Source organism: Rhodococcus sp. MPR-R1B (assembly GCF_058793255.1).
In genome coordinates this window covers 209,107-235,298 of the sequence record NZ_JBXAFO010000011.1, presented here as the reverse complement: position 1 = coordinate 235,298, position 26,192 = coordinate 209,107, and the positions used below count along the sequence as shown (strand labels likewise).

10 protein-coding genes are annotated in these 26,192 nt (G+C 64.1%); 5 read left to right on the top strand and 5 right to left on the bottom strand.

From position 1 onward, the window contains the following. The first annotated feature begins 16 nt into the window (after positions 1-16). Positions 17-13,783, top strand: a complete 13,767-nt coding sequence (locus tag AC1Q61_RS17730; RefSeq protein ID WP_492654895.1) for an amino acid adenylation domain-containing protein — start codon at positions 17-19, stop codon at positions 13,781-13,783. A gap of 1 nt (position 13,784) precedes the next feature. On the opposite strand, the gene ku is transcribed toward AC1Q61_RS17730, so the two are convergent. Then, the gene (gene ku, locus AC1Q61_RS17725; protein ID WP_172932851.1) at positions 13,785-14,624 is read right to left on the bottom strand and encodes a non-homologous end joining protein Ku; all 840 of its coding nucleotides are present in this window, start codon (positions 14,622-14,624) and stop codon (positions 13,785-13,787) included. 149 nt (positions 14,625-14,773) lie between these two features. Here ku and AC1Q61_RS17720 point away from each other — a divergent pair, with 149 nt between their 5' ends. Continuing rightward, on the top strand, positions 14,774-15,745 hold the full coding sequence (locus AC1Q61_RS17720) for an alpha/beta hydrolase (RefSeq protein WP_073512394.1): 972 nt from the start codon (positions 14,774-14,776) through the stop codon (positions 15,743-15,745). A 14-nt stretch (positions 15,746-15,759) separates the two neighbouring features. On the opposite strand, the gene AC1Q61_RS17715 is transcribed toward AC1Q61_RS17720, so the two are convergent. After that, a complete protein-coding gene (locus tag AC1Q61_RS17715; protein ID WP_042919803.1) occupies positions 15,760-16,890 on the bottom strand; it encodes a lycopene cyclase family protein in 1,131 nt (376 codons plus the stop codon). A 10-nt stretch (positions 16,891-16,900) separates the two neighbouring features. Then, entirely contained in the window at positions 16,901-17,686 is a 786-nt protein-coding gene (locus tag AC1Q61_RS17710; protein WP_215515903.1) for an SDR family oxidoreductase, read from the bottom strand. A gap of 129 nt (positions 17,687-17,815) precedes the next feature. Between AC1Q61_RS17710 and AC1Q61_RS17705 the strand changes: the two genes are divergently transcribed. Continuing rightward, a complete protein-coding gene (locus AC1Q61_RS17705; protein WP_003944932.1) occupies positions 17,816-19,447 on the top strand; it encodes an ABC-F family ATP-binding cassette domain-containing protein in 1,632 nt (543 codons plus the stop codon). Positions 19,448-19,507: 60 nt separating this feature from the next. Here the strand turns inward: AC1Q61_RS17705 and AC1Q61_RS17700 are convergent, their stop codons facing one another. Both AC1Q61_RS17700 and acnA read right to left on the bottom strand, forming a co-directional pair. After that, complete coding sequence (locus tag AC1Q61_RS17700; protein WP_003944970.1) at positions 19,508-20,074, bottom strand: TetR/AcrR family transcriptional regulator; 567 nt, start codon at positions 20,072-20,074, stop codon at positions 19,508-19,510. A 180-nt stretch (positions 20,075-20,254) separates the two neighbouring features. Next, positions 20,255-23,056, bottom strand: coding sequence for an aconitate hydratase AcnA (gene acnA / locus AC1Q61_RS17695; protein WP_058226740.1), 2,802 nt, complete (start codon positions 23,054-23,056; stop codon positions 20,255-20,257). A gap of 456 nt (positions 23,057-23,512) precedes the next feature. Here acnA and AC1Q61_RS17690 point away from each other — a divergent pair, with 456 nt between their 5' ends. Then, positions 23,513-24,103, top strand: coding sequence for an Rv1476 family membrane protein (locus AC1Q61_RS17690; protein WP_021332993.1), 591 nt, complete (start codon positions 23,513-23,515; stop codon positions 24,101-24,103). Between the two features lie 451 nt (positions 24,104-24,554). Then, positions 24,555-26,102, top strand: coding sequence for an NlpC/P60 family protein (locus AC1Q61_RS17685; RefSeq protein ID WP_003944866.1), 1,548 nt, complete (start codon positions 24,555-24,557; stop codon positions 26,100-26,102). The last annotated feature ends 90 nt before the right edge of the window (positions 26,103-26,192 follow it).

Sequence of the window (26,192 nt, the reverse complement as noted above, 5' to 3'; positions counted from 1 at the left end):
GATCTACACCGCTGTGGTGCGCGATCTGCCAGTTCCCCCAGCGGTAACTGCCCCCCTCCAATCGTTGGTGAAGGCAGAGGCCGACTATCTGGGCTCCACGCGGTGGGAGCGCGATCGCGACTACTGGAACACCAAGATGGCCGACAAACCGGGCGGAACCTCGCTCGCGTCCTCGACTGCTCCGTCGCAGGCATGGTCTCGCCTACGGTCGGCGACGGTACCTACGGAACTGCGGAGCTCCCTCGAACGGCTGGCCGCCGCCCACGATGTGACGACGTCGTCAGTGGTGATCGGTGCTCTGGCGGCTTACCTCGCCCGGGCCACCGGGACCCGCGACGTGGTCCTCAGCCTGCCGGTCTCGGGGCGGACGACAAAAGCTGCTCGCAGGTCCGGCGGAATGATGTCGAACGTCGTCCCGATACGTGCGAGCGTCGATCCGCATTTCGCGGTCGGGGACTTGCTGCACGAGGTGAAGATCGAACTCACCGGCGCACTGCGTCATCAGAAATACCGCCACGAGGACCTACGACGCGACCTCAACGCCGGTGATCACAGCATCGCCGACGGACGAGGCTTCCACGGGCCGTTGATCAACCTCATGCTGTTCCATTCCGGAATCACTCTCGGGGACGCGCACGGCGAACTGAACGTGATCTCGACCGGGCCGATCGAAGACCTCTCCGTCAACGTCTATCAGACTTCCGCAGCCGAAGAGATCCAGATCGACTTCGCCGCGAATCCAGACCTGTACACCAACGAGGACATCTCGCGTCACCACCGGCGTTTCCTCGAGTTCCTCGACTTGTTCTGCGCTGCGGAATCGGGAACTCGATTGATGGATATCGACCCCGACGCCGCGGGTAAATGGATCGCCGAAGTTCAACACGCCCGCAACGTCGAGTACTGGTCTGCGACCTTGTCGAACCCCGCCGAGGAACTGGGTTTGCCGGTCGTCGCCGGATCCGGTCGAACGTCCACGCCCCTCGAGATCGAGGCAGGCCTCTGCCGGAGCCTCGAGACGATGGCGACGACGATGAACACGAGTCTGTTCGTGCTGTTTCAGTCTGCGATGGCCGGACTGCTGCGCCGCGTCGGTTCGGCCGACGAGGTGTCGATCGGCGTCTCGGTCCGAGGGTACGGCGCCTCCAATCCGGACGATTTCGTCTCGATGTTCGCCAACCAGTTGGTGCTTCGCTCGACGGTGTCGAACACCATGACGCTCACCGACCTGGTCGGTGCGGTGGACACCGTCGCAATCGAAGCTCTCGAACACGCAGACATTCTTCTGTCTTCGGTGACCGCCGCACTCGGTGACGGCCGCTGGGTCGAGACGGGCCCGTTGTTCCGGGCGATGGTCTGTTTCGAGGAGCCGCTGGATGCTCACCCGAGATTTCCGGGGCTCATGGTCGGTGCGCCTATCGGATCGGATCTGGCCACCGTGCCGGAACTGTTTGTCTCCCTGGCGATTCCGACTGGTGAGCATGCCGATTTCGATCAGCCGATCTCCGGTGTTCTGGATTGGCTCGGCACGAAAGAGCAAGCCGAGGACCTCGCCGACCGTTATCTACGAATCTTGACCGCGATGGTCGGTACCCCGCACTCGGCGCTCGGCTCAGTGGATCTACTGCGCCCGGAGGCGCGCCAGGCGCTGGTGCCGCCCGTTCTGCCGATTACCCCGGTCCGAACGCTCTCCGAGATCCTTTCCGACCGCATTCGGGCGACCCCGGAAGCGATCGCCGTGGTCGCGGGCAGCGAGCGCGTGTCGTACCGCGAACTCGATCGACGATCGAATCAGTTGGCGCGCAAGCTCGTCGATCATGGCGTGCAATCCGAGTCGTTGGTCGGAATCATGCTGCCGAAATCCGTGGACATGATCGTTGCCGCTGTCGCGGTAGTGAAGGCCGGCGGCGGATACCTCCCACTCGATCGTGCACACCCCGCCGAGCGTTTGGCATACGTGGTCGAGGATGCGCAACCGGTGTGCGTCATCTCCGATTCCACTTTCCCGAACTCCGCCTTCCCGAACTCTGACGTGGTGGTCGTCGGCGTCGAATCCGACGAATACTCCGGTGAGAGTCTGGAAACCGATGAGCGCCCGCGCGGACACGGAGCCGACAATCTGGCGTACGTGATCTACACCTCGGGGTCGACGGGCCGACCCAAAGGTGTCTCCGTCACCCACGCCACCGTGGTGCGATTGTTCGAGAACACGCACGTCGAATTCGGATTCGACGGCAACGACGTGTGGACGATGTTCCACTCGTTCGCCTTCGACTTCTCGGTCTGGGAACTGTGGGGCGCGCTGCTCCACGGCGGAACGCTGGTCCTGGTCGATCACGAGGTATCACGCGACCCTGACGCCTTCCGGGCGCTGGTCGCCGCAGAAGGCGTCACCGTGCTCAATCAGACGCCCTCGGCCTTCTACCAGTACATCGAAGCCGACCTTCGGGCCGATTCGGAGACCCGGCTCCGGTACGTGATCTTCGGTGGCGAAGCCTTGGACCTGCGTCGACTCGGGCGCTGGTACGACAATCACCCGGGGTACGAAAGTCACACGGAATCCGCGCCTGCACTCGTCAACATGTACGGCATCACCGAGACGACGGTGCACGTCACCCATCTCGAACTCGACCGGGCGAGCGCGAGTGCGCTGACCGGCAGCCGGATCGGTGACGCGATCGACGGACTTCGTGTGTACCTGCTCGACGAGCATCTCTCCCCGGTCCCGGTGGGGATCGCGGGGGAGATCTATGTCGCGGGCGGTCAACTCGCCCGTGGCTATCTGGGCCGTCCAGACCTCACCGCGGGCCGGTTCGTTGCCGATCCTTTCAATGCCGGCGGACGACGGTTGTACCGGTCCGGCGACCGCGCACGATGGATTGCGCCCGGACAACTCGAGTACCTCGGACGCGGCGACGCGCAGGTCAAGATCCGCGGATTCCGGATCGAACTCGGCGAAATCGACTCCGTCATCCTCAGCGCGCCGGGAATCGACGATGCCGTGACGGTTGTGGCTCCGACGCCGGCGGGCGGCGCTCTCGTGACCTATGTGACCGCTTCCAACGTCGTGGACGCCGACGCCCTCCGAGCTCACGCCGCCGAAGCCCTCCCGACCTACATGGTTCCCGATGCCTTCATGGTCCTCGATTCGATTCCGTTGACCACCAACGGAAAACTGGACCGGCGTGCGCTGCCGTCGCCTATCCTGGCCTCCACCAAGGTCTTCCGACCCCCGACGACCCCGACCGAGGGCAAGGTTGCGGCGGTTCTGGCTGACATCCTGGGTAGTGGACCGCTCGGACTCGACGATAATTTCTTCCATCTGGGCGGAAACTCGCTGGTAGCGACGACGGCGGTAGCGCGCTTGACCGAAGCCACCGGGGTTAAAATGCCGCTGCGTGCACTCTTCGACCATCCCACGGTGTCTGGGATCGCGGCGACGATCGAGCGTGCGGCACAGACCCCGGACGCCGACGGTATTCAGGTCGTGGCCCGGCCGGCTGTACTGCCTCTCGCTCCCGCGCAGCAGCGACTGTGGTTCCTGAACCGCGTGGCACCGGAATCAGGTGCGTACAACATTCCACTGGCGGTGTCGTTGCGCGGCGCCGTCGATCCCGACGCACTCAGTGCCGCGATCGTGGACGTCGTGACACGTCACGAGTCACTACGCACCGTGTTTCCTCAGATCGGGGACAACGCGACGCAGAAGGTTCTGGGCCTGGGCGAGGGGATCGCAGGGCTCGAGTCGATCGACGTGGAACGCGGAAGCCTCGAGAGAGTGATCTTCGAATTCTCTTCGGCCGGTTTCGATCTGGTCCGCGAACGTCCGGTGCGCTACCTGCTGATCACTGTCGCCGCCGAGAAGGAAGGCGATGACGAGGAAGCTGTCCTCGTAGTGGTTCTGCACCACATGGTGGCCGACGGTTGGTCGCTCGCGCCGTTGGCTGCTGATCTCACCGGCGCCTACGCCGCCCGCGTCGGCGGCAACAGCCCGCAGTGGGCACCCCTTCCGGTGCAGTACGCCGACTACACGCTCTGGCACCGAGAACACCTCGGCGACGCGTCATCCACCGATTCACTTGCCCACTCACAGATCGCGTTCTGGAAGCAGCAGCTGGCGGGAGCGCCCGAGCAGCTCCACCTGCCGACGGACCGTCCGCGCGCACTCGACCCGACCATGCGCGGAGCCGGAGTCGACATCAGAATCGGCGCTTCCACGCATCAGAAGCTCGTTGTACTTGCCGCCGATCACGACGCCACGCCGTTCATCGCCCTGCACGCGTGCTTCGCCCTGCTTCTGGCCAGGTACAGCGGCACGGACGACATCGTCATCGGAACACCGGTGGCCGGACGAGGGGACAGATCTCTCGATCTGCTCGTCGGCATGTTCGTCAACACTCTTGCCCTGCGGACCGTCGTCGATCGGGACGCAACGTTCGCCGCATACCTGTCACAGGTCAGGGCCGTCGACGTGGATGCCTTCGACAATGCGGACGTGCCTTTCGACGTCGTCGTGGACGCGCTCGAACTGGACTGCTCGCCCGCACACCACCCGGTCTTTCAAGCGGCCATCACCTCGCGGATAGCCACCACCCACACAGCCGAACTGGCCGGGGTGTCGATGACGGCGCGGGCAGTCGAGACGGGGCTGACCAAGTTCGACCTCGAGCTCACCGTCACCGAACGTCACGAGGCCGGGGCCGCAGCAGGAATCGATGCCACGTTCACCTATTCCACCGACCTGTTCGACAGCGCGACCGTCGAAGCGTTGGCGCGAAACTTCGTGACACTCGTGGAATCGGCAGTGTCGGAACCGACTGCATCGGTTGGTGACCTTCGTGTACTCGGATCGCGGGAGAGTGCCGCGACGTTGCCGCGACGCGGTGTGGCTTCGGTGGGCGAATCGACGCTGGCGCAGATCCTCGGGGACACCGCGAGGACGTATCCCGACGCGATCGCCCTCGAAGACTCCGAGCGCTCACTCTCGTACGGGGAGCTGGAGCGTCGATCGAATCGGATCGCTCGATACCTCATGGACCTGGGAGTCGGCCCCGAGACACCGGTCGCACTGGCCGTCGCCCGATCGGTCGACTCCGTGCTCGCAGTCTGGTCGGTCACCAAAGCCGGTGGCGTTTTCGTCCCGGTCGATCCCCGTTATCCCGCAGATCGAGTTGCGCACATGCTCGAGGATTCGGGTGTGCGGATCGGAATTCGGTCCGCCGAGGTTGCGGCTGGTCCGGCAGCCGGTGGGAACGTCGCAGTCTGGATCGACCTCGGCGACGCGGACACGGTTGCAGAATGTGCCGCCTACTCCGACGCTGCCATCGACGACGCTGACAGAACAGCGTCGATCACTGCGGCGTCGGCTGCGTACGTCATCTACACGTCCGGCTCGACCGGAGTGCCGAAGGGCACCGTCGTCACTCACGCGGGTTTGGCCAATCTTGCTCGCGAACAACAGGATCGGTACCGGATCACCGCCGGGTCGCGAACTCTGCATTTTGCGTCACCGAGCTTCGACGGCGCCGTACTCGAGCTACTGCTCGCCGGTTCGACCGGCGCGACGATGGTGATCGCCCCTCCCGACATCTACGGAGGGGAGGCGTTGAGCGAGTTCCTCCGAAGCCACGAGGTCACTCATGCCTTCATCACTCCGGCTGCGCTGGCGACCGTCGATCCGGCGGGCGTGACGGCACTGGAATGCGTAGTCGTCGGCGGCGACGTGTGCACGCCGGAATTGGTCTCGAGCTGGGGCAACGGGCGCAGACTGCACAACGGATACGGTCCGACCGAAACCACTGTCATGGTTGCCATCAGTGACCCACTCTCACCGGGGGAGCCGATCACCATCGGCGGTCCCATCCGCGGAATCGACGCCGTGGTGCTCGACTCTCGGCTGCAACCGGTCCCGATCGGCGGCGTCGGCGAGCTGTACATCGGTGGGCCGGGCCTTGCACGTGGTTACCACCTTCGTCCCGCGCTGACGTCGGATCGGTTTGTCGCGCATCCGTACTCGACGCCCGGTGCCCGGATGTACCGAACCGGTGACCTGGTCCGCTGGACCAAGGACCTGACCCTTCGCTACGTGGGCCGCAGCGATCATCAGCTCAAGATCCGCGGGTTCCGCATCGAACTCGGCGAGATCGACGCTGCTCTGATGGATTCCCCTCTCGTCCAGTTCGCCACGACGATTCCCGTCGAATCCGCCGCGGGTACCACTCTGGCGTCGTACGTGTTGCTGAGCGGCGACGCTGATATCGAGTCGCTGTTCGTGGGACTCGCCGACACGCTGCCGCGGTACATGATTCCGTCGTCGATCACCCCGATCGACGCCATTCCGTTGACTCCGGTCGGCAAACTCGATCGCAGAGCGTTGCCGACGCCGATACCGCGCGAAATCCTCGGAACGGGCCGTGAACCCGAGGCCGGACTCGAACGAACCGTTGCCGACGTGTTCGCTTCACTGCTCGACGTGCCCGAGGTCCGAGCTGGAGACAGCTTCTTCGATCTCGGGGGCAACTCGCTCGTCGCGACGCAGGTGTCCGCGCGGTTGAGCGCAGCGACGGGACTCACCGTGGACGTGCGCTCGATCTTCGAAGCACCGACCGTCGAAGCGCTCGCTGCACGTCTGGCGGCGAGCGCCGAAGAATCAGACGATCGACCTGCCCTGAGCGCCGGTGCTCGCCCGGACCGACTACCGCTCTCCGCTGCGCAACAGCGGCTGTGGTTCGTCAATCGCTTCGACCCGCAGTCCGCGGTCTACAACATTCCGTTCGCGATCCGCATCACCGGAGACATCCACGGCGATGCACTCGAGGAGGCGCTTGCGGACGTCATTGCACGCCATGAGGTGCTTCGAACGATCTACGTCGACAGCGCCGACGGCCCGAGCCAGGTCATCCGAGCGCTCTCCGACGTGCAGTTCTCCGTCGAGCGCTACTGCGGATCCGAAGGTGTCGACGCGGCGACGACGGAGTTCGCGGCGCGTGGGTTCGATCTCGGTTCGGATCTGCCGATTCGGGCCATGCTGGTGCGCGAGGACGCCGGCGCTCACGTACTGGTCGTCGTCATCCATCACATCGCCTTCGACGGCTGGTCCCTGACTCCCTTTGCGGCAGATTTCGTCGCGGCGTACTCCGCACGCGTCGTCGGAGACGCCCCGGTTTTCACAACGCTCGACGTGCAGTACGCCGACTACGCGGTATGGCAGCAGGACTCGCTCGGACAGGTCGGCGACCAGGAGTCTCTGGTTGCCCGCGAACTGACCTTCTGGACCACTGCCATGGCTGGTGCCCCGGACGAGGTACTGCTACCGGTCGATCGCCCACGCGGATCTGTCTCCACGACCGCCGTGGGATCGGTGCCGATCGTCATCGACGCGGCGACCGGGGAGCGTCTCGCCGCCGTGGCGAGGCGCAGTGGCTCGACGCAGTTCATGGTCGTACACGCGATCCTGGCGGTTGTTCTCGCGCGTCTCGGTGCAACCGACGACGTGGTGGTCGGCACCCCGGTGGCAGGCCGCGGGCGACCCGAGCTGGATTCCCTGATCGGGATGTTCGTCAATTCGGTACCGCTTCGCACGCCGGTCGATCACCGAGCGTCGTTCACCTCCCTGCTCGAGGTCGTCCGTGAACGCGACCTTGCCGCCTTCGCGCACCCCGAGCTGCCCTTCGAGGTGCTGGTCGACGCCCTCGATCTCGACCGGTCCACTACGCGACACCCCCTGTTTCAGGTCATGCTGTCGTACCACCAGAATGTGGTCTCGCCGCAGGTCACGGTCCACGACGCGCATCTCGAAGCGCAAGCACTCGAACCGTCCGTCGCGAAGTTCGACCTCGAGTTCACCCTGCTGGCAGGCGATTCCGAGAAGACCGAGATCACCGGGTCGCTCAGGTTCGCCGAGGCGCTCTTCGACATTGCCACCGCGGAAACGATCGCCGCGCGTGTGCAGTCGGTGGCCCGCGCCGTCGCCGCAGATCCGGACGCCGCGATCGACGACCTAGATTTCCTCAGCACCCTCGAGCGGGCGTCGCTGATGCCGGTACGAGGTCCGGCGTGGACAGCCTCGCGTACCTTGGCCGAAATATTGACGCGGACCGCCACCCGTTCAGGCGATTCGGTGGCCCTTCGATCCGGTGACACCACCGTGCTCTACCGAGATCTCTTCGCCCGTGCATCGGCGCTTGCCCGCCGTCTGACCACGGAAGGGATCGGTGCCGAAGACATTGTGGCGATCGCGATTCCGCGCTCGATCGACTCGATCGTCGCCTTGTGGGGCGTTTCCTTGACCGGCGCCGCGTTTGTTCCGGTCGATCCGCGATACCCCGCCGATCGCATACTGCACATGCTCACCGACTCCGGAGCCACTCGCGGAGTGACGACGGAAGCGGTGATCGAATCACTGCCCCGCCCGGTTCCGTGGATGGCGATGGACGACATCCACGGCGACGGTGTCGGGCAGCCGGTTCCGGCCGCGCCGATCCGAATCGACAACCTCGCCTACATCATCTACACCTCCGGATCGACGGGAAAGCCCAAGGGCGTCAGCGTCACTCATCGTGGCCTGAGCGCGTTGGCGGCCGAGCAGACGGCGCGTTACGGCATCTCGGCGCAGTCGCGGACGCTGCACTTCTCCTCACCGAGCTTCGACGCATCCATCCTCGAACTGCTGCTCGCAGTCGGTGAAGGCGCGACGATGGTGATCGCCTCTCCCGACGTCTACGGCGGCCAGGACCTCGCCGAATTGGTCACCGATCACCAGGTGACCCACGCGTTCATCACACCGGCAGCGCTGGCCTCGGTCGATCCCACCGGGCTGGACGTCCTGCAGTCGATCGTTGTCGGTGGCGAGGCATGCCCACCCGAACTGGTCCGTAAGTGGGCACCGGGTCGCCGATTGTTCAACGGCTACGGGCCGACGGAAACCACCGTCATGGTCTGCATCAGTGATGCCTTGAGCGTGGGGGAGACCGTGACCATCGGCGGGCCCGTCCGCGGCGTGTCCGCGGTAATTCTCGACGGCTCGGCTCAGCCGGTACCCGTCGGGGTCACCGGTGAGCTCTACATCGCCGGCCTGGGACTTGCCCGCGGCTACCTCGACCAACCCGCCTTGACGGCGACGCGATTCGTGGCAGCGCCGTTCGGCCCGGCCGGCACCCGCATGTACCGGACCGGTGACTTGGTTCGGTGGACGCCGCTCGAGACGATCGAATACGTTGGACGCTCCGATCACCAGGTGAAAGTGCGCGGATTCCGCATCGAACTGGGCGAGATCGACTCCGTCCTCAGCACTTACCCCGGCGTCGAGTTCGCGGTCACCGTGGGCGTCGACGCAGCTTCCGGTGAGACGATGTTGGCGTCGTACGTAGTGCTCGGTGCCGATGCGGTCGAGATGGACGAGTTGCTGAACCATGCGCGCCGCTCACTGCCCGCCTTCATGGTGCCGTCGGCGATCACCCCGATCGATCACGTACCGCTGACCCCCGTCGGGAAGCTCGACCGATCGGCATTGCCGGCGCCGACACTGCGTTCGTCCGAGCGAAGTGTCGAGCCGCTGACGACCGCGACCGAACTCCAGGTTGCCGGCGTCGTGGCGGAACTGCTGGGTATCGAACAGATCGGTGCGTCGGACAGTTTCTTCGAACTCGGTGGCAACTCACTGCTCGCCACCAGACTTGTCCAGCGACTCGGCGAGTCGTTGGGCAGGCAGGTACCTGTCCGAATGCTGTTCGAGCACCCCGAAATTCGGGAACTTGCCACCGCGCTCGACACATCCGCCGGGGCGAAGGCGCTACCACCGATCACCGCCGTAGACCGCCCCGAGCGAATTCCGCTGTCCTACGCGCAAGCACGCATCTGGTTCCTCAACCAGATGGATCCCGGCTCACCCGCGTACAACGTCCCTGCTGCGATCTCCCTCGACGGTGCACTCGACGTCCCGGCCCTCGAAGCTGCTGTCCTCGACGTGATCGAAAGACACGAAATCCTGCGCACGGTGTTCCCCGACTCCGACTCCGGCCCGCACCAGGTGATCCAGGATGCATTCACCTCGCTCGAGTACGGAAATGCGGACACCCGTGAACCGGCAGAGCTCGCCAGAGAATTCGCGTCGCGTGGATTCGACATCACGACCCAAGCTCCCGTTCGCGCGCTCCTGCTCGAATCGACGCCGCAGCACCACACACTTGTCATCGTGATCCACCACATCGCGGCGGACGGATGGTCGATCGCGCCGTTGATGAAGGACGTGCTCACCGCCTACGTCGCGAGAAGTTCGGGACACGCTCCCGAGTTCACCGCGCTCGAGGTGCATTACGCGGACTTCGCCATCTGGCAGCGGGAAGCGCTGGGCGCGGTGAACGAATCCGCGAGCGTGCTCGGGGCACAGGCGTCGTATTGGCGGGAGACGTTGCGGGGCGCACCTGAATTGATCGACCTTCCGAGCGATCGAGCGCGCCCGCTCACTCAGTCGTTGAGCGGTGCCCACACCGCGGTCTCGCTTCCGGCGCACACCCGGATCGCGGTCGAGGCGGTTGCTGGAGCCAATGCGGCGACGCCGTTCATGGTGCTGCACGCTGCCTATGCCGTCCTGCTGTCCAGGCTGAGTCGAAGCACCGACATCGTGATCGGATCTCCGGTCGCCGGGCGAGGACACCGAGTTCTCGACGACCTCGTGGGAATGTTCGTGGGCACGGTCGGACTGCGCACGACGGTCGATCCCGGGTCGACGTTCGTCGACGTTCTGCGTACTGTCCGCTCCGTCGATCTCGACGCCTTCGCCCACGCGGACATTCCGTTCGAGCAGGTCGTGGACGTGGTGGCGCCGACCCGGAGCACCGACCGTCATCCGGTGTTCCAGACGATGATCTCGTTCCACGGCGCCCACCCGACGACGTGGGACCTGCCTGGACTTGCCGTTCGTGCCCACGAGATCACACCGGACATCGCCAAGTACGACCTGCAGTTCACCGTTGTCGAACAGACCGCGGAGGAAGGCGGCGGCTACGAGGCCTCCCTCACCTACGCGAAGGATCTCTTCGACACCGATACGGCGGAGTCGTTTGCAGTGATGCTGGAAACGATCGTCGAGACACTGACTGCCCAGCCCTCCGCCGTCGTCGGTGACGTGGATCTTGCGGGACGTCGCCTGCGTGCGTTGCCCGGACGTCCGGCCGGCGATGCTTTGACCTTGCCGGAGTTGCTGCTTCGCGGCGCTGCCGATCCGCACGCTCCGGCAATCGTCGACGTCGCCACATCCGTCACGCTCACGTACGGCGAACTCGACCGACGCTCCGACGCTATGGCGTTTGCGTTGATCGCTCGCGGAATAGCGCCGGAAATGATTGTGGCACTGGCGCTTCCGAGGTCGGCTGACTATGTGATCGCGCTCTGGGCCGTAGCGAAAGCCGGCGGAGTGTTTCTTCCCGTGGATCCGGCGTACCCCGCCGAGCGGATCGAGCACATGCTCACCGACAGTGGAGCGGTACTCGGTATCACCAGGGGCGAGTATGCGGCCGACCTTCCTGGCGTCACATCGTGGATCGAGTTGGATGCGATCGAATTCACCACCGAAATCGAGGCAGTCCATTCCGAGACACTGCCGGACGCGCCACTCGAGTTCGACAACCCGGCCTACTTGATCTACACCTCGGGCTCGACAGGAAAACCCAAGGGCGTGTTGGTCACTCACGCGGGACTGGCAGCGTTTGCCGACGAACAGCGGGAGCGTTTCGGCGTCACCGCGCACTCTCGCGCTCTGAGCTTCGCCTCGACGAGCTTCGACGCGTCGGTTCTCGAGCTCCTTCTGGCTTTCGGCGCCGGCGCAACGATGGTGATAGCGCCGCCGACAGTTCTCGGCGGTGTCGAATTGCACGAACTGCTCGACGAGCAGACGATCACCCATGCTTTCGTGACTCCAGCCGCCTTGGCGACTGTCGATCCCGCCGGGCTCGACCATCTCGAAGCCGTCGTCGTCGGCGGCGACGCCTGTTCCGCCGACCTCGTATCTCGGTGGGCACCGGGGCGCCGAATGTTCAACGCGTACGGCCCGACCGAGGCCACCGTCGCAGTCACCATCAGTGATTCGCTGGTCGCGGGGGAGCCTGTGACGATCGGCGGCCCGATCCGCGGCGTGGACGCGATGATTCTCGATTCCCGACTGCACTCGGTTCCCGGCCAGGTCGTCGGTGAGCTCTACGTCAGCGGCGACGGTCTCGCCCGCGGGTACCTCGGCAACCCCGCACTCACAGCCGCGCGCTTCGTCGCCGACCCGCATGGACCCGAAGGCGCTCGGATGTACCGCACCGGGGATCTTGTGCGCGAAGATCGCTCAGGGGCACTGATCTACCTCGGACGCGCAGACCACCAGGTCAAGATCCGAGGGTTCCGAATCGAACTCGGAGAAATCGACGCGGTGCTGGCAGCGGAAGCGTCCGTGCATTCGGCTGTCAGCGTCGTCGTCGGGGAGGGCGTCGACGCTCGGATCGTCGCGTACGTCGTCCCGGCACATGCGGAATTCGACGCCGCCGCGCTGCGCCGTCACGCAGGTATATCGCTGCCTGCGCACATGATCCCGTCCGCTGTTGTCGTGATCGGCGCAGTCCCGACCACACCGGCGGGCAAGCTCGATCGCAGCGCTCTGCCTGCTCCCAACTGGGAGTCGCCGAGTGGACGCAGTCCGGAAGGCAGCGACGAGATCGCGATCTGCGCTGCTTTCGCGGAGGTACTCGATCTGGCCGACGTAGACACGTACGCCGATTCGAGTTTCTTCGAACTCGGCGGCAACTCACTCATGGCAACGCGTTTGGTCGCTGCCATCAAAGAACGCACCAGCATGACCGTCCCCGTCGCGTGGATATTCTCCGACCCGACTCCGGAGGCATTGGCGCGCAGACTCTTCGAACTCGAGGCAACAGTTGTGACAAGTGACGCGGATACCTCCGCACTTGCGGTAGTCCTGCCACTACGTCCGGAAGGCCGCGCCGAGCCACTGTTCTGCATCCATCCGGCCGTCGGATTGGCCTGGTGCTACGGAGCGCTCGATCGCTACGTCGACTCCAGCCGGCCGCTCTACGGCCTGCAGTCGCCGGTCCTGACGGACTCCGAATTTCGGGCGGAGCTGATCGAGGACTTCGCGGCGCGGTACGTCGAGGAAATTCGCGGAGTTCAGCCGCACGGTCCGTATCACCTGCTGGGGTGGTCGATCGGCGGATTGATCGCTCACGCGGCGGCGGTGCAGTTGCAAGCCGCGGGTGAGAGCGTCGCCGACCTGATTCTGCTCGACAGCTTCGTTCTCGAAGACCCGACGATGGCGGGCGCGCAGCCTTCTCTCGCCGAACTGATCGGCGGGTTGGGGATCTCGGTCCCGGACACCGGCGTGCGTGATCTGACACCCGAGGACGCCGAAGCACTCTTGCGCGAAGCCATCGGCGATCACCCTTTGGTCTCGAGCGATCGGATCGAGCGACTGTTCGAGGAATACTCCGCCGGCGCCGAACTGGCTCACCGATACCGCCCGGGCAAGTTCGTGGGCGATCTGCTGTTCTTCTCGGCAAACGCCGACACCTTCGACCCGCTGCGAACCGCGTCGGCGTGGCGACCGTTCGTCTCCGGGGTGATCATCGACCGTCCGGTGCCCACGTCACACGCCGAAATGTTCACCGAGGCAGGTCTGGAGGCGATCGGACCCGTGATCAACCTTGCGGTCGGAACGGGTCGTCACGCGGCCCCGGACGTCGACGCTGAGTTGGACGCTCTGATCGAGGTCCAAGACGTGCGCGGCTGACTCAGGCTCGTTTCTTCCTCGGTGTGGTCGACTTCGACGAGCCGGCCTTGGAGGCGTTCGACTTCGCTTCGTCCACACTGCGCTGCAGTGCGGCAACCAGGTCGACCACCTCCGCATCGGTGCCCTCTTGGTCGACCTCGGCGGCGGGGATGACCTTCTTGCCGCCGTTCTCGATCATCTCGTCGAGCAACTGCCGCAGTTGGAGCTGGTAGTCGTCGGTGAACTCGGTCGGATCGAAATCGCCCGCCATGCTCTCGACGAGCGTCTGCGCCATCTTCAGTTCCTTGGCCTTCGGCTTCTCCACGTCGTCGAGCGAAGGGAACTCTGCTGCGCGAACTTCGTCGGGCCACAGCAACGTCTGGATCACCAGGACGCCGTCGCGAGCGCGCATCGCGGCCAGGCGCGTCTTCTGTCGCAGCGTGAAATGCACCAGTGCCGTTCGATCACTCTCGGTGAGCACAGTCGAAAGCAGGACGTACGCCTTCGGCGACGCCGAATCGGGTTCGAGGAAGTAACTCTTCTCGAACAAGATCGGATCGATCTGATCGTTCGGCACGAATTCCAGCACCGGAATCTCGTGCTTCTCCGCGGCCGGGAGTTTGTTGAAGTCCTCGTCGCTCAAGATGACGCGCGATCCGTCTTCCGAGTCGTACGCCTTGTCGATGTCCGCGAACTGAACCGTGTTTCCGCACTCGGAACACACACGGTTGTACTTGATGCGGCCACCGTCTTTTGCATGGACCTGGTGAAATCGGATGTCGTGGTCCTCGGTCGCCGAGTACACCTTGACCGGGACGTTGACCAGACCGAAGGCTATCGAGCCTTTCCAAATCGAGCGCATGCCTCCCATGATGGTCGCCGCCGGCCGTTTACGCGAGGCAAACGATCACGGTTGATCCCGAACCGTTGCGTGTGGATGGGTCGGTTCGGGGCGTATCGAGCGGGTATCCGCTTCGAGAACCCGACTCGCACACCTGGGGGGACGCTCCGATGAGAATCCGAACCTACCGTCGACGCGTTACCGCGGCGCTGGCGATTTCACTGGTTTCGTTGCTGTTGGCTCCTTGGCATGCGGGCGCGGATCCGGCCCGTACCGTCCGGATCACTGTTCATTCGGAAGCGATGGACCGCGACATACCTCTCGAGGTGATCCTCCCCGCCGACACCAGTGCGCCACGCCCAACGCTGTATCTGCTCAACGGTGCCGGTGGCGGCGAGGACAGTGCAACGTGGGAAGGACGGACCGATGTCCTGGATTTCTTCGCCGACAAGAACGTCAACGTCGTGACGCCGCTGGAAGGAGCGTTCAGCTACTACACCGACTGGCAGAAAGACGATCCCGTACTCGGGCGCAACAAGTGGCAGACGTTCCTCACTCGCGAACTGCCGCCCGTCATCGATGCGCAGTTCGGTACCAACGGGGTCAACTCCATCGCGGCGATTTCGATGACGGCGACGTCGGTACTCAATCTCGCGATCTCGGCACCAGGGCTCTACCGGAGTGTCGGGGCCTACAGCGGGTGCGCGGAGACTTCCACCCAGCCGGGTCAGGACTATGTGCGGTTGGTGGTCGGCGCGCGGGGTGGCGCTGATCCGACAAACATGTGGGGACCGTTCGACGGTCCGGGGTGGCGCGAGAACGATCCGGTCGTGAACGCGGAGAAGTTGCGGGGGACCGCACTGTACGTTTCCACCGGATCCGGGCTGCCAGGTCCGCACGACAACCTTCAGGCACCCGATGTGAACGGAAATCCCGGAGCCCTCCTTAATCAGATCGTCGTCGGCGGCATCATCGAATCCGCGGTCAACGGGTGCACGCACGGCTTGGCGGACCGACTGAACGCACTGGGCATCCCCGCGACCTTCGACTTCAAGCCGACCGGAACCCACTCGTGGGGCTACTGGCAGGACGACCTACACAATTCCTGGCCGATGATCGCCGGCTCGATAGGAGCGCAGTAGTCGGTCCGGAGTGCTCACCTCAGAAACGGCGCGCGCATCAACGTCTTTCGGACGTGCCACGGTGACGATCGGAACAGGGTTGCCATCACCTTCGCCGTCGCGGACGCGTCCCGCCGATCGGACAGGTAGGACCGCTGAGCCTCGACCGGTAGATCGAAGAACGTGTCGAAGAATGTCGCGACCTCTCCCGAGCCGAGGGTGAGAAGTGCGTTCAGGCCAACGCGGCGAAGGGCAGACACCGCCTTGGCCGACCGCGGCCAGAGCGCCGCGTTGGGATCTCCACCGTCGGCGATTGCTTTGGCGACAGCGTCTGCCTCGGCGAGTGACGAGGCAACGCTGTATCCGGTTCCCGGATGCATCAGACCGCCTCGCCCGCCGAAACGGAGGACACCGTCGGGGAACGAGTACTTCGGGCCTTCGACCGCAAAACGGACTCGCTCGACCGGTGCGTCGTCGGGGACTCCGCAGCCCCGATTGTGAAGTCGGTTGCGCAATCGCGCTTCGAGTTCGCGCAACCCCAACGCCGGCCGGCCGACGAGGCAGGTCTCCTCGAGGAGAACTCGCTCGTCATCGAGTGGGACCGCATAGAGGAACGACGGGGCGTCGGCGTCGGAGGCGCCGTTGTCTGTTCGCCAGTCCATGAACCAGGCTTCGCCACCACTAAGAATCGGATCGGCCAGAGCGCGGTCGACGATCACTCCGAAGGCGGTCTGCTGGGCGGTTGTCACCGTCAGTTCGGTACCCCGGGCGTCGATGACGACGGATCCTGTCAGCTGCGATCCGTCCACGCACAGGACTGCGGTAGGGGACAGTGTTTGAGCACGCAAGGCTCTGAACTGTACGGATGTGCCCGAGAGAAATGATTGCAGTAAAGATGTATTCAATACGCAATATGTGCGATCGAGCGTTTTCTGTCTGCGGGTCCACACGCTCGGGCGTTCGATCCGGCTTGCGATCACATCGACCGGCAGCCACGACGGCAGCTCGTCAGCCCACGCCGAATAGGTCGGCGTCCACACCCGATGGGGATGCGGATCGACAACGACGACGGTGAGTTGCCGGGCGATACAGCGGGTGGCGAGTGCCCGCCCGGCCGGGCCGCCACCGACGATCACCACGTCGGCGGTGGAGTTGTCTGTGCTCACGACCGGCGCACTACATCGATCCCGTTGCGAGCAGACCGCCGTCGACCCGGACCGTTTCGCCCGTGATCCACGCCGCCGCGTCGGAGACGAGGAAGCCGACCAAGCCGGCAACGTCCTCGGGGGTGCCGAGCCGCTTCATCGGGTAGCCCGCCGACGCCTTGTCCTCGCCGGCAGCGACCAGGGCTGCCGCGAACTGCGTCTTGACGATCCCGGGAGCTACGGCGTTGACACGAATCTTCGGTCCCAGTTGCCAGGCCAGTTCTTCCGTCAGGCGGATGAGCGCAGCCTTCGACGCGCCGTACGCCGCGATGACGCCCGTCGACCGGATCCCGGCCACACTTGCCAGGTTCACGACGGCTCCACCGTGTTCGCCCATCCATGCCCGATGTGCTTGTTGGACGTAACCGAGGGCGGCAACCACATTCACGTCGAAGATCTTGCGCACGGCGTCGAGGTCCGCTTCCATGAGCGAACCGAAGACGGGGTTGATTCCGGTGTTGTTGACCAGAATGTCGAGTGAACCGAATTCGGACACGGCGCGGTCGACGGCACCGGAGCGGGCTTCGGCATCGGCTGCGTTGCCCGCGAATGCGACGACCTTTCCGCCGTGCCCCAGAGCGGACAGCTCGGATGCGGCGGCCTGGAGGGGCTCCGGCTTGCGGGCTGTGATCAAGACGTCGGCACCGCGAGCGAGGAGTTCGGCGGCGACAGCTTTGCCGATTCCGCGACTTGCGCCGGTGACGATGGCGGCACGGCCTTCGAGGTCGCAAGGACGAGTGCTGTTTTCGCTAGTCATGTCCCGAACGTTAGCGGACTCACACGCTGCTGGTCGGAACGACCGTCAGGTCACGGTAAAATCGGTAGTTCTTGTGTCTGTAGTCAGGCATTGTTTACCCGTATTCGTCGTTTTTCCTGAGGAGTTTGCTTGATTACCGCCACTGACCTCGAAGTTCGTGCCGGTGTCCGCACCCTTCTCACGGCTCCCGGGCCTTCGTTGCGCATCCAGCCGGGCGACCGGATCGGACTCGTCGGACGTAACGGAGCCGGAAAGACGACCACACTGCGCATCCTCGCCGGCGAAGGTGAGGCATATGCGGGAAGCGTCGTACGTACCGGTGAACTCGGATACCTCCCGCAGGACCCCAAAGAGGGCGACCTGAGCGTCCTCGCCAAGGACCGGGTTCTCTCCGCACGTGGCCTCGACACGATGCTCCGCGAGATGGAGAAGCAGCAGATTCTGATGGGCGAGGTGCTCGATCAGGAATCGCAGGACCGCGCGGTCAAGAAGTACGGTCAGCTCGAGGATCGGTTCTCGGCCCTCGGCGGATACGAAGCCGAGAGTGAAGCCGCACGCATCACCAGCAGCCTCGGTCTCGAAGACCGCATTCTCGGGCAGCCGCTCAGCACGCTTTCCGGCGGTCAGCGTCGTCGCGTCGAATTGGCGCGCATCCTCTTCGCCGCCTCCGACGGCAGCGGTGCCCGCTCGGACACGACTCTGCTGCTCGACGAGCCCACCAACCACCTCGACGCCGACTCCATCACCTGGCTGCGTGGCTTCCTCCAGAACCACGAGGGTGGACTGGTGGTCATCAGCCACGACGTCGACCTGCTCAACGACGTCGTCAACCGCGTGTGGTTCCTCGACGCCGTCCGCGGTGAGGCCGACGTCTACAACATGAACTGGAAGAAGTACCTCGACGCTCGTGCCACGGACGAGCAGCGTCGTCGCCGCGAGCGCGCCAACGCCGAGAAGAAGGCCGGTGCGCTGCGGATTCAGGCCGCCAAGATGGGCGCAAAGGCAACCAAGGCCGTCGCGGCTCAGAACATGGCCAAGCGAGCCGACAAATTGATGGCGAACCTCGATGCCGAACGTGTCTCGGACAAGGTTGCGCGGATTCGTTTCCCCGAACCCGCCGCTTGTGGCAAGACTCCGCTGATGGGCAAGAACCTCACCAAGGTGTACGGCTCGCTCGAGATCTTCACCGGTGTCGATCTCGCGATCGATCGTGGGTCTCGTGTGGTGATCCTCGGACTCAACGGTGCAGGTAAGACCACACTGCTCCGCATCCTCGCGGGCGCGGAGAAAGCGGACGCTGGTGAGCTGATCGCCGGTCACGGACTCAAGGTCGGCTACTTCGCTCAGGAGCACGACACCCTCGACGACGACGCGTCCGTGTGGGAGAACATCCGCCACGCCGCGCCGGACACAGGGGAGCAGGAACTGCGTTCGCTGCTCGGTGCCTTCATGTTCACCGGCCCGCAGCTCGAACAGCCTGCCGGAACGCTCTCGGGTGGTGAGAAGACGCGTCTGGCTCTGGCCGGTCTGGTGTCGTCCGCTGCCAACGTTCTGCTTCTTGACGAGCCCACCAACAACCTGGACCCGATCTCACGCGAGCAGGTGCTCGACGCGCTCCGCAGCTACACCGGTGCCGTCGTCCTGGTCACCCACGATCCGGGTGCTGCCGAGGCCCTCAACCCTGAGCGAGTCATCCTCCTGCCCGACGGCAACGAGGACCACTGGTCGCAGGAGTACCTCGAGCTGATCCAGCTCGCCTAACCCCCTGTGCGCCTTTTTGGTAGTGGGAACTACCAAAAAGGCGCACAGGGGCGAAGCCCCTCAATCTCTCCGCCGCACCGATTCCTCGACCAGATCGAGAACCGCTGACAGGTTGTCGACGCCGTGGCCGGAGGCGATTCTCGCGACCAGGCCGTCCATCACCAGATCCAGATACCCGATCAGAATTTCGGTGGGGACGTCGTCACGGAGCCGACCGGCCGATTTCTGTCTGGCGAGGCGCGCACTGGTCGCTTCCGTCAGTTCTACGGAGCGCTGCGACCACTTCTCGCGGAAATCGGCGTCGTTGCGCAGTCGACGCGCTATCTCCAGTCGCGTTCCCAGCCAATCGAATTGGTCGGGCTGCGCGAGCATGTCCCGCATGACCTGGACGAGGCCCTCTTCGGCGACGACATCTGCCATCCGGCTCGCATCCTCGCTTGCGAGAGCGAGGAACAGGCCGTCCTTGTCCTTGAAGTGATGGAAGATCGCTCCGCGGGACAAACCGGTGACTTCTTCGAGACGGCGAACTGTGGCGCCGTCGTAGCCGTATTCCGCAAAGCAGCGGCGGGCGCCGTCAAGGATCTGACTGCGCCGTGCCGCGAGATGGTCTTCACTGACCTTGGGCACGGGCATCCCTCCTTTGTCGGGTTGCCTGTGAACACTTTCGGCCGTAGGCGCTGAATGTCGACTCAGTGCACAAAGCGCTCACGACCACCGATGAAACCTGGTTCGCCTTCCGGCGAAAGTGGTCGTGAGCGCTTTGTGACCCGTCAGGGGCCGAAAGTGCTCACAGGCACGTAGTGCCTACTAGCCGCGGATCATGTTGCGAAGCACGTACTGCAGGATGCCACCGTTGCGGTAGTAATCCGCTTCGCCGGGGGTGTCGATGCGTACGACTGCGTCGAACACGACCTTCTCGCCGTTCTCGCGCGTCGCCGTGACCTTCATGGTCTTCGGGGTGACGCCCTCGTTGAGCTTCTCGACACCTTCGATGTCGAAGGTCTCGGTGCCGTCGAGCTTGAGCGAACCTGCGGACTCGCCGACCGGGAACTGCAGCGGGACAACGCCCATGCCGATCAGGTTGGAGCGGTGGATGCGCTCGAACGACTCGGTGATGACGGCCTTGACGCCGAGCAGGCTCGTGCCCTTGGCTGCCCAGTCACGCGAGGATCCGGAGCCGTACTCCTTGCCGCCCAGGACGACCAGCGGGATGCCGGCTGCCTGGTAGTTCTGCGACGCGTCGTAGATGAATGCCTGCGGTGCGCCTTCCTGCGTGAAGTCGCGGGTGTAACCACCGGAGACGTCGTCGAGGAGCTGGTTGCGCAGACGGATGTTCGCGAACGTTCCGCGAATCATGACCTCGTGGTTACCGCGACGCGAGCCGAGCGAGTTGTAATCCGCACGCTCGACGCCATGGGAGTCGAGGTACTGCGCAGCGGGGGTACCGACCTTGATCGGACCTGCCGGGCTGATGTGGTCGGTGGTGACCGAGTCGCCGAGCAGTGCGAGGACGCGAGCGCCCTTGATGTCCTTGACCGGAGCCGGATCCATCGTCATGCCGTCGAAGTAAGGTGGCTTCCGCACGTAGGTGGAGTTCTCGTCCCACTCGAAGGTGTCACCCTTCGGGGTTTCGAGGTTCTGCCAGCGGCTGTCGCCCGCAAAGATGGTGGCGTACGACTTGCGGAACATGTCCTGGTCGATCGAGGACTTGATCGTCTCTTCGATTTCCTGCGTGGACGGCCAGATGTCCTTGAGGTAGACGGGGTTTCCGTCGGTGTCGTTACCGAGCGAATCGGTCTCGAAGTCGAAGTCCATGGTTCCGGCGAGGCCGTAGGCAATCACGAGCGGCGGGGAAGCCAGGTAGTTCATCTTGACGTCGGGGGAGATACGTCCCTCGAAGTTACGGTTACCCGAGAGCACCGCGGTGACCGAGAGGTCGTTGTCGTTGATCGCCTTCGAGACTGCCTCGGGCAGCGGTCCGGTGTTACCGATGCACGTGGTGCAGCCGTAACCACCGAGGTAGTAACCGAGCTTCTCGAGGTACGGCCACAGGCCGGCCTTCTCGTAGTAGTCGGTGACGACCTGCGAACCGGGAGCCATGTTGGTCTTGACCCACGGCTTGGTGGACAGGCCCTTCTCGACGGCGTTGCGTGCGAGCAGTGCAGCGCCGAGCATGACCGACGGGTTGGACGTGTTGGTGCAGGAGGTGATACCTGCAACGACGACGGCGCCGTGGTCGAGAACGAACTCACCGGCGTCGGACTTGACGACGACCGGCTTGCTCGGACGGCCTTCTGCACCGTTGGCAGCAGAGAGAACGTCGACCGCTCCGTCGTCGGCAAACGACAGAACCGCGGGATCGGAAGCCGGGAAGGACTCTTCGACGGCCTCGTCGAGCTGGGTGTGCTCGGTCGGGTGGTTCTCTTCCACGTAGTTGTGGATGTCCTTGCGGAACGCAGTCTTGGACTCCGACAACAGGATTCGGTCCTGCGGGCGCTTCGGGCCGGCGATCGAGGGAACAACGGTTCCCAGATCCAGCTCGATGTACTCCGAGAAGACGGGTTCCTTGTCGGGGTTGTGCCACAGGCCCTGTTCCTTGGCGTACGCCTCGACGAGAGCGAGCTGCTCGTCGCTGCGGCCGGTGAGGCGCAGGTATTCGATGGTCTCGGCGTCGATCGGGAAGATCGCTGCGGTGGAACCGAATTCGGGGCTCATGTTGCCCAGCGTCGCGCGGTTCGCGAGCGGAACCTCGGCAACACCGTTGCCGTAGAACTCGACGAACTTGCCGACGACGCCGTGCTTACGGAGCATCTCGGTGGCGGTGAGCACGACGTCGGTTGCGGTGACGCCGGGCTTGATCTCACCGGAGAGCTTGAAGCCGACGACGCGGGGGATCAGCATGGAGACGGGCTGGCCGAGCATTGCTGCCTCGGCCTCGATGCCGCCGACGCCCCAGCCGAGCACGCCGAGGCCGTTGACCATCGTGGTGTGCGAGTCGGTGCCGACACAGGTGTCGGGGTATGCCTGTCCGTTACGCGACATGACGGTGGGTGCCAGGTACTCGATGTTGACCTGGTGAACGATGCCCATTCCCGGGGGGACGACCTTGAAGTCGTCGAATGCGCCCTGGCCCCAACGGAGGAACTGGTAACGCTCGCCGTTGCGCTCGTATTCGAGGTCGACGTTGCGCTCGAGTGCGTCGGCCTGGCCGAAGACGTCGAGGATGACCGAGTGGTCGATGACCATGTCGGCGGGGGAGAGCGGGTTGACCTTGTTCGGGTCGCCACCGAGGGTGGTGACGGCCTCACGCATGGTGGCGAGGTCGACGATGCAAGGAACGCCGGTGAAGTCCTGCATGATCACGCGGGCAGGCGTGAACTGGATTTCGATGCTCGGCTCGGCTGAGGGATCCCAGCTTGCGATTGCGCGGATGTGATCCGCGGTGATGTTGGCGCCGTCTTCGGTGCGGAGAAGGTTCTCGGCGAGAACCTTCAAGGAATAGGGCAATTTCTCGGTGCCGGGGACGGCCGAGAGGCGGAAGATCTCGTAAGAGTTCTCACCGACCTCGAGGGTTCCCTTGGCTCCGAATGAATCGATACTGGTGCTCACGTCTGCTCCACTCGTCTATGAGGGTCGCTACCGACGGGGCTGTGTCGGCAGCTGAAGCGAGGTACTTCGGCCGGGAAGATCCTCCGTAGCTCACGCCAATCGCACAGTTCGCGTGAGAACTGTCCGAACATCGGAGCTGCAGTAGAACCTGTCCTGACCGGTGGTACCTCTTGGTCCAAGTCTAACAGTACGCTTGTCCTGTGAGAATTCAGGGCAAGTTGACCGAAACAATCTTCATGCAGACTGCGGGCCTGCGCAACGCAGGCTTGGCTGGGTGACCGCACCCACAGCTACCGCTCGGGCGGCACGCGCGGCGGTTGTGTGTGACGCCTGGTGGCAGTCGACCTGAAGTAGGGTGCATGCAGGCCCGTCGCGGGTCGGCCGCCGAAAAACGACCTCGGAAGAACTCCCCGCATCTCAGCGGTGGACGGAATCCGAACAGCACCCGGATGAGAGATGTCTGCTCCTACAAATCACGCTTTTGCGCCTGTGCACGTGAAGTCCCCGTTGCACGTCGCTGTTCCGTCGGACGTCGATCTCGACGACGTGCTCGCGGACATTTCGACGGACGGCGTCTCCGCCCCCGCGGATGATGTTGCGGGGCTGACCGCGGTGGTGACCGACGCTCGTGAACGTGGTGTCGACTTGAGCGTCGTAGTAGTCGACGCAAATCCGGGCCGGCCGTCCGATCTTCGAGACCTGGCCACGACGGTCGGCAAAACAGAAGGCGGAACGGTTCTCGTTCTGAGCCCTGACTGGATGGGTAGCTACAGCGATTCGATCAGTCGAGTGCAGCTCGAAACTGCACAGGACCGATCTTTCGGCGAAAGCGCAAGCGTGACCGCGGACCGCTTCTCGCACGAGATCGTGGCGCCAGGTCCGCCGTGGACGCTTTACACGGTCCTTGTCATCGCAGTGGTGGCGGTTATTGCCGGAATTACCTTTGCCGTCAAGTGGCGGCGAGAGCCAGAAAACGCGCAAACCAGACATATCGCCTCGACTTCGGAAACACCAGCACCATCCGACCACCGGGCCGATTCCGTCTGACCTTGGTCCTCTTGCGAGATTTTCAGTAACTCGTCGAAAACAGGTACTCACTGCTGTTTGCGGTGAGTACCTGCCCTTTTTGGTGCCTGCATGCCATTCGACCAGCTCAAATACCGTTTGTGTTATTTGTGGCTAAAGTTTCCAAAGAGCGCTTGAGTGTCGTACGGTACAACTGGCACTTTTTGGGGAAGAAGTGTCGCAGACAGGCTGATGTTGTTCGACGCGTACTTGTCGGTTGCCTCGTTCTCGAGGTGTCGACGGTGGCGTTCGTACGGCACGTCCAGGTCGACGAGCAGCTCTCGGGCTGTGGCCGACCGGTGCTTGGTCTGCGCATTCCCTCCCCGCACGGATCGGCGACCCAGCGGGCCGTGGCGTTACACGCGAGGGAGAGTTATTTGTGAGGCAAGTAACACGTGGCGGCGAGTCCCGTCGTGGTCCTTCCCGTAAATCGATGCGCCTGGCGCAACTGGTCATCGGATTCGGCGTCGTCGGATCCCTGATCGTCGGGACGCCGGCCATGTCCTCGGCCGTACCGCCACCGCCGCCGAATCCGAGTGACTCGGATATCGCCGCGGCAGATTCGCAGGTCTCGTCGAGCGTCGGCACCGTCAGCGCGCTCATCAATCAAGTCGCATCGGCAAACGAACAGTTGTCGGCACTCGACAACGAAGTTGCGATCAAGCGTGAAGACGTCAACAAGACTCTCGTGGATCTGCAGAACGCTCGCGGCGCCGCAGACTCCGCAGCGCAGGCCGTCGGAGTCACGAAACAAGCTCTGAAGGACGCGTCGGCGCAGATCGAGGTCGCTCAGACGGACTTCGACAAGTACGCACGCTCGAGCTACGTCAAGGGCACCAATACTGCGTCGATCTCGTCGTTCCTCGACGCCAAGGGTCCTGGCGACGTTCTCGACCGCGCGCAGGTCCTCAAGCTTCTCGCCAATACGCAGAGTGCAGTGCTCGACGGTCTCCAGCGAGCACGTACCGAGCAGGCGAACAAGGATTCCGCGACCCGCCAGGCCAAGCAGCAGGCCGATGCCGCCGCCGAGGTCGCCGCGCAGCTGAAGGATCTGGCGGAGCAGGCGATTCAGATCGCGCGCAACGCTCTCGATCAGCAGGTAGCCAAGAAGGCCGCGATCGAAGCCGAGCGCAACTCTGCCCAGGCTCAGCTCGACGCCGCCCGCAACGCCGTCGCCGGCTTGCAGGGTCAACGCCAGGCATACGCGACCTGGGACGAACAGCGCCGTGCCGAGGAAGCTCATCAGAAGGCTCTCGAAGCCGCGGCCAAGGAAGCGGCCGCTCAGGCCGCCGCCCGTGCCGCAGCCGACCAGGCAGCCAAGGATCGAGCTGCCGCACTGGCAGCGGCCCAGCGTCCGCACACCGCGGTCGAAGACCCGACTCCGACCGTCATCCCGGACGACGACGACACCTGGACTGACGAAGAAACAGGGACGGACGAGGAAACAGGCACGGACGAAGAGACCGGCACCGACGAGGAAACGGTCACGACGCCCAAGCCCACCACCCCGAAGCCGACGACGCCGAAACCCACCACTCCGAAGCCTTCCGTTACCGGAAGCGCTGCAATCGAATCCGTCATCGACCGCGGAATGTCTCAGCTAGGCGTGCAGTATGCCTGGGGCGGCGGCGACGAGAACGGACCGACGCGAGGCATCCGTGACGGCGGCGTCGCTGACAGTTACGGCGACTTCAACAAGGTCGGGTTCGACTGCTCCGGCTTGATGATTTATGCCTTTGCCGGCATCGGGATCTCGCTGCCGCACTACACCGGCTACCAGTACACCGCAGGCACTCAGGTTCCGTCTTCGGAGATGAAGCGCGGCGACATGATCTTCTACGGCCCCAACGCCAGCCAACACGTGGCGCTCTACCTCGGTAACGGTCAGATGCTCGAGGCACCACAATCCGGTTCGAGTGTCATGGTCTCACCGGTTCGGTGGGGCGGAATGACGCCGTACGCCGTCCGACTGGTGTCCTGACCGTCAGAGGAAATGCCGCTGACACCCGCATTGTCAGGGAAGTATCAAGTTCCCGACGTGGTGTTACGGCATCGAGCGCAACTACCTGGA

Bases quoted from the DNA above. Each gene is read 5' to 3' on its own strand.
- AC1Q61_RS17690 (WP_021332993.1), top strand. From the start codon at position 23,513: ATGTCTGCTCCTACAAATCACGCTTTTGCGCCTGTGCACGTGAAGTCC.
- AC1Q61_RS17720 (WP_073512394.1), top strand. From the start codon at position 14,774: ATGAGAATCCGAACCTACCGTCGACGCGTTACCGCGGCGCTGGCGATT.
- ku (WP_172932851.1), bottom strand. From the start codon at position 14,624: ATGCGCTCGATTTGGAAAGGCTCGATAGCCTTCGGTCTGGTCAACGTC.
- AC1Q61_RS17685 (WP_003944866.1), top strand. From the start codon at position 24,555: ATGCGCCTGGCGCAACTGGTCATCGGATTCGGCGTCGTCGGATCCCTG.
- AC1Q61_RS17710 (WP_215515903.1), bottom strand. From the start codon at position 17,686: ATGACTAGCGAAAACAGCACTCGTCCTTGCGACCTCGAAGGCCGTGCC.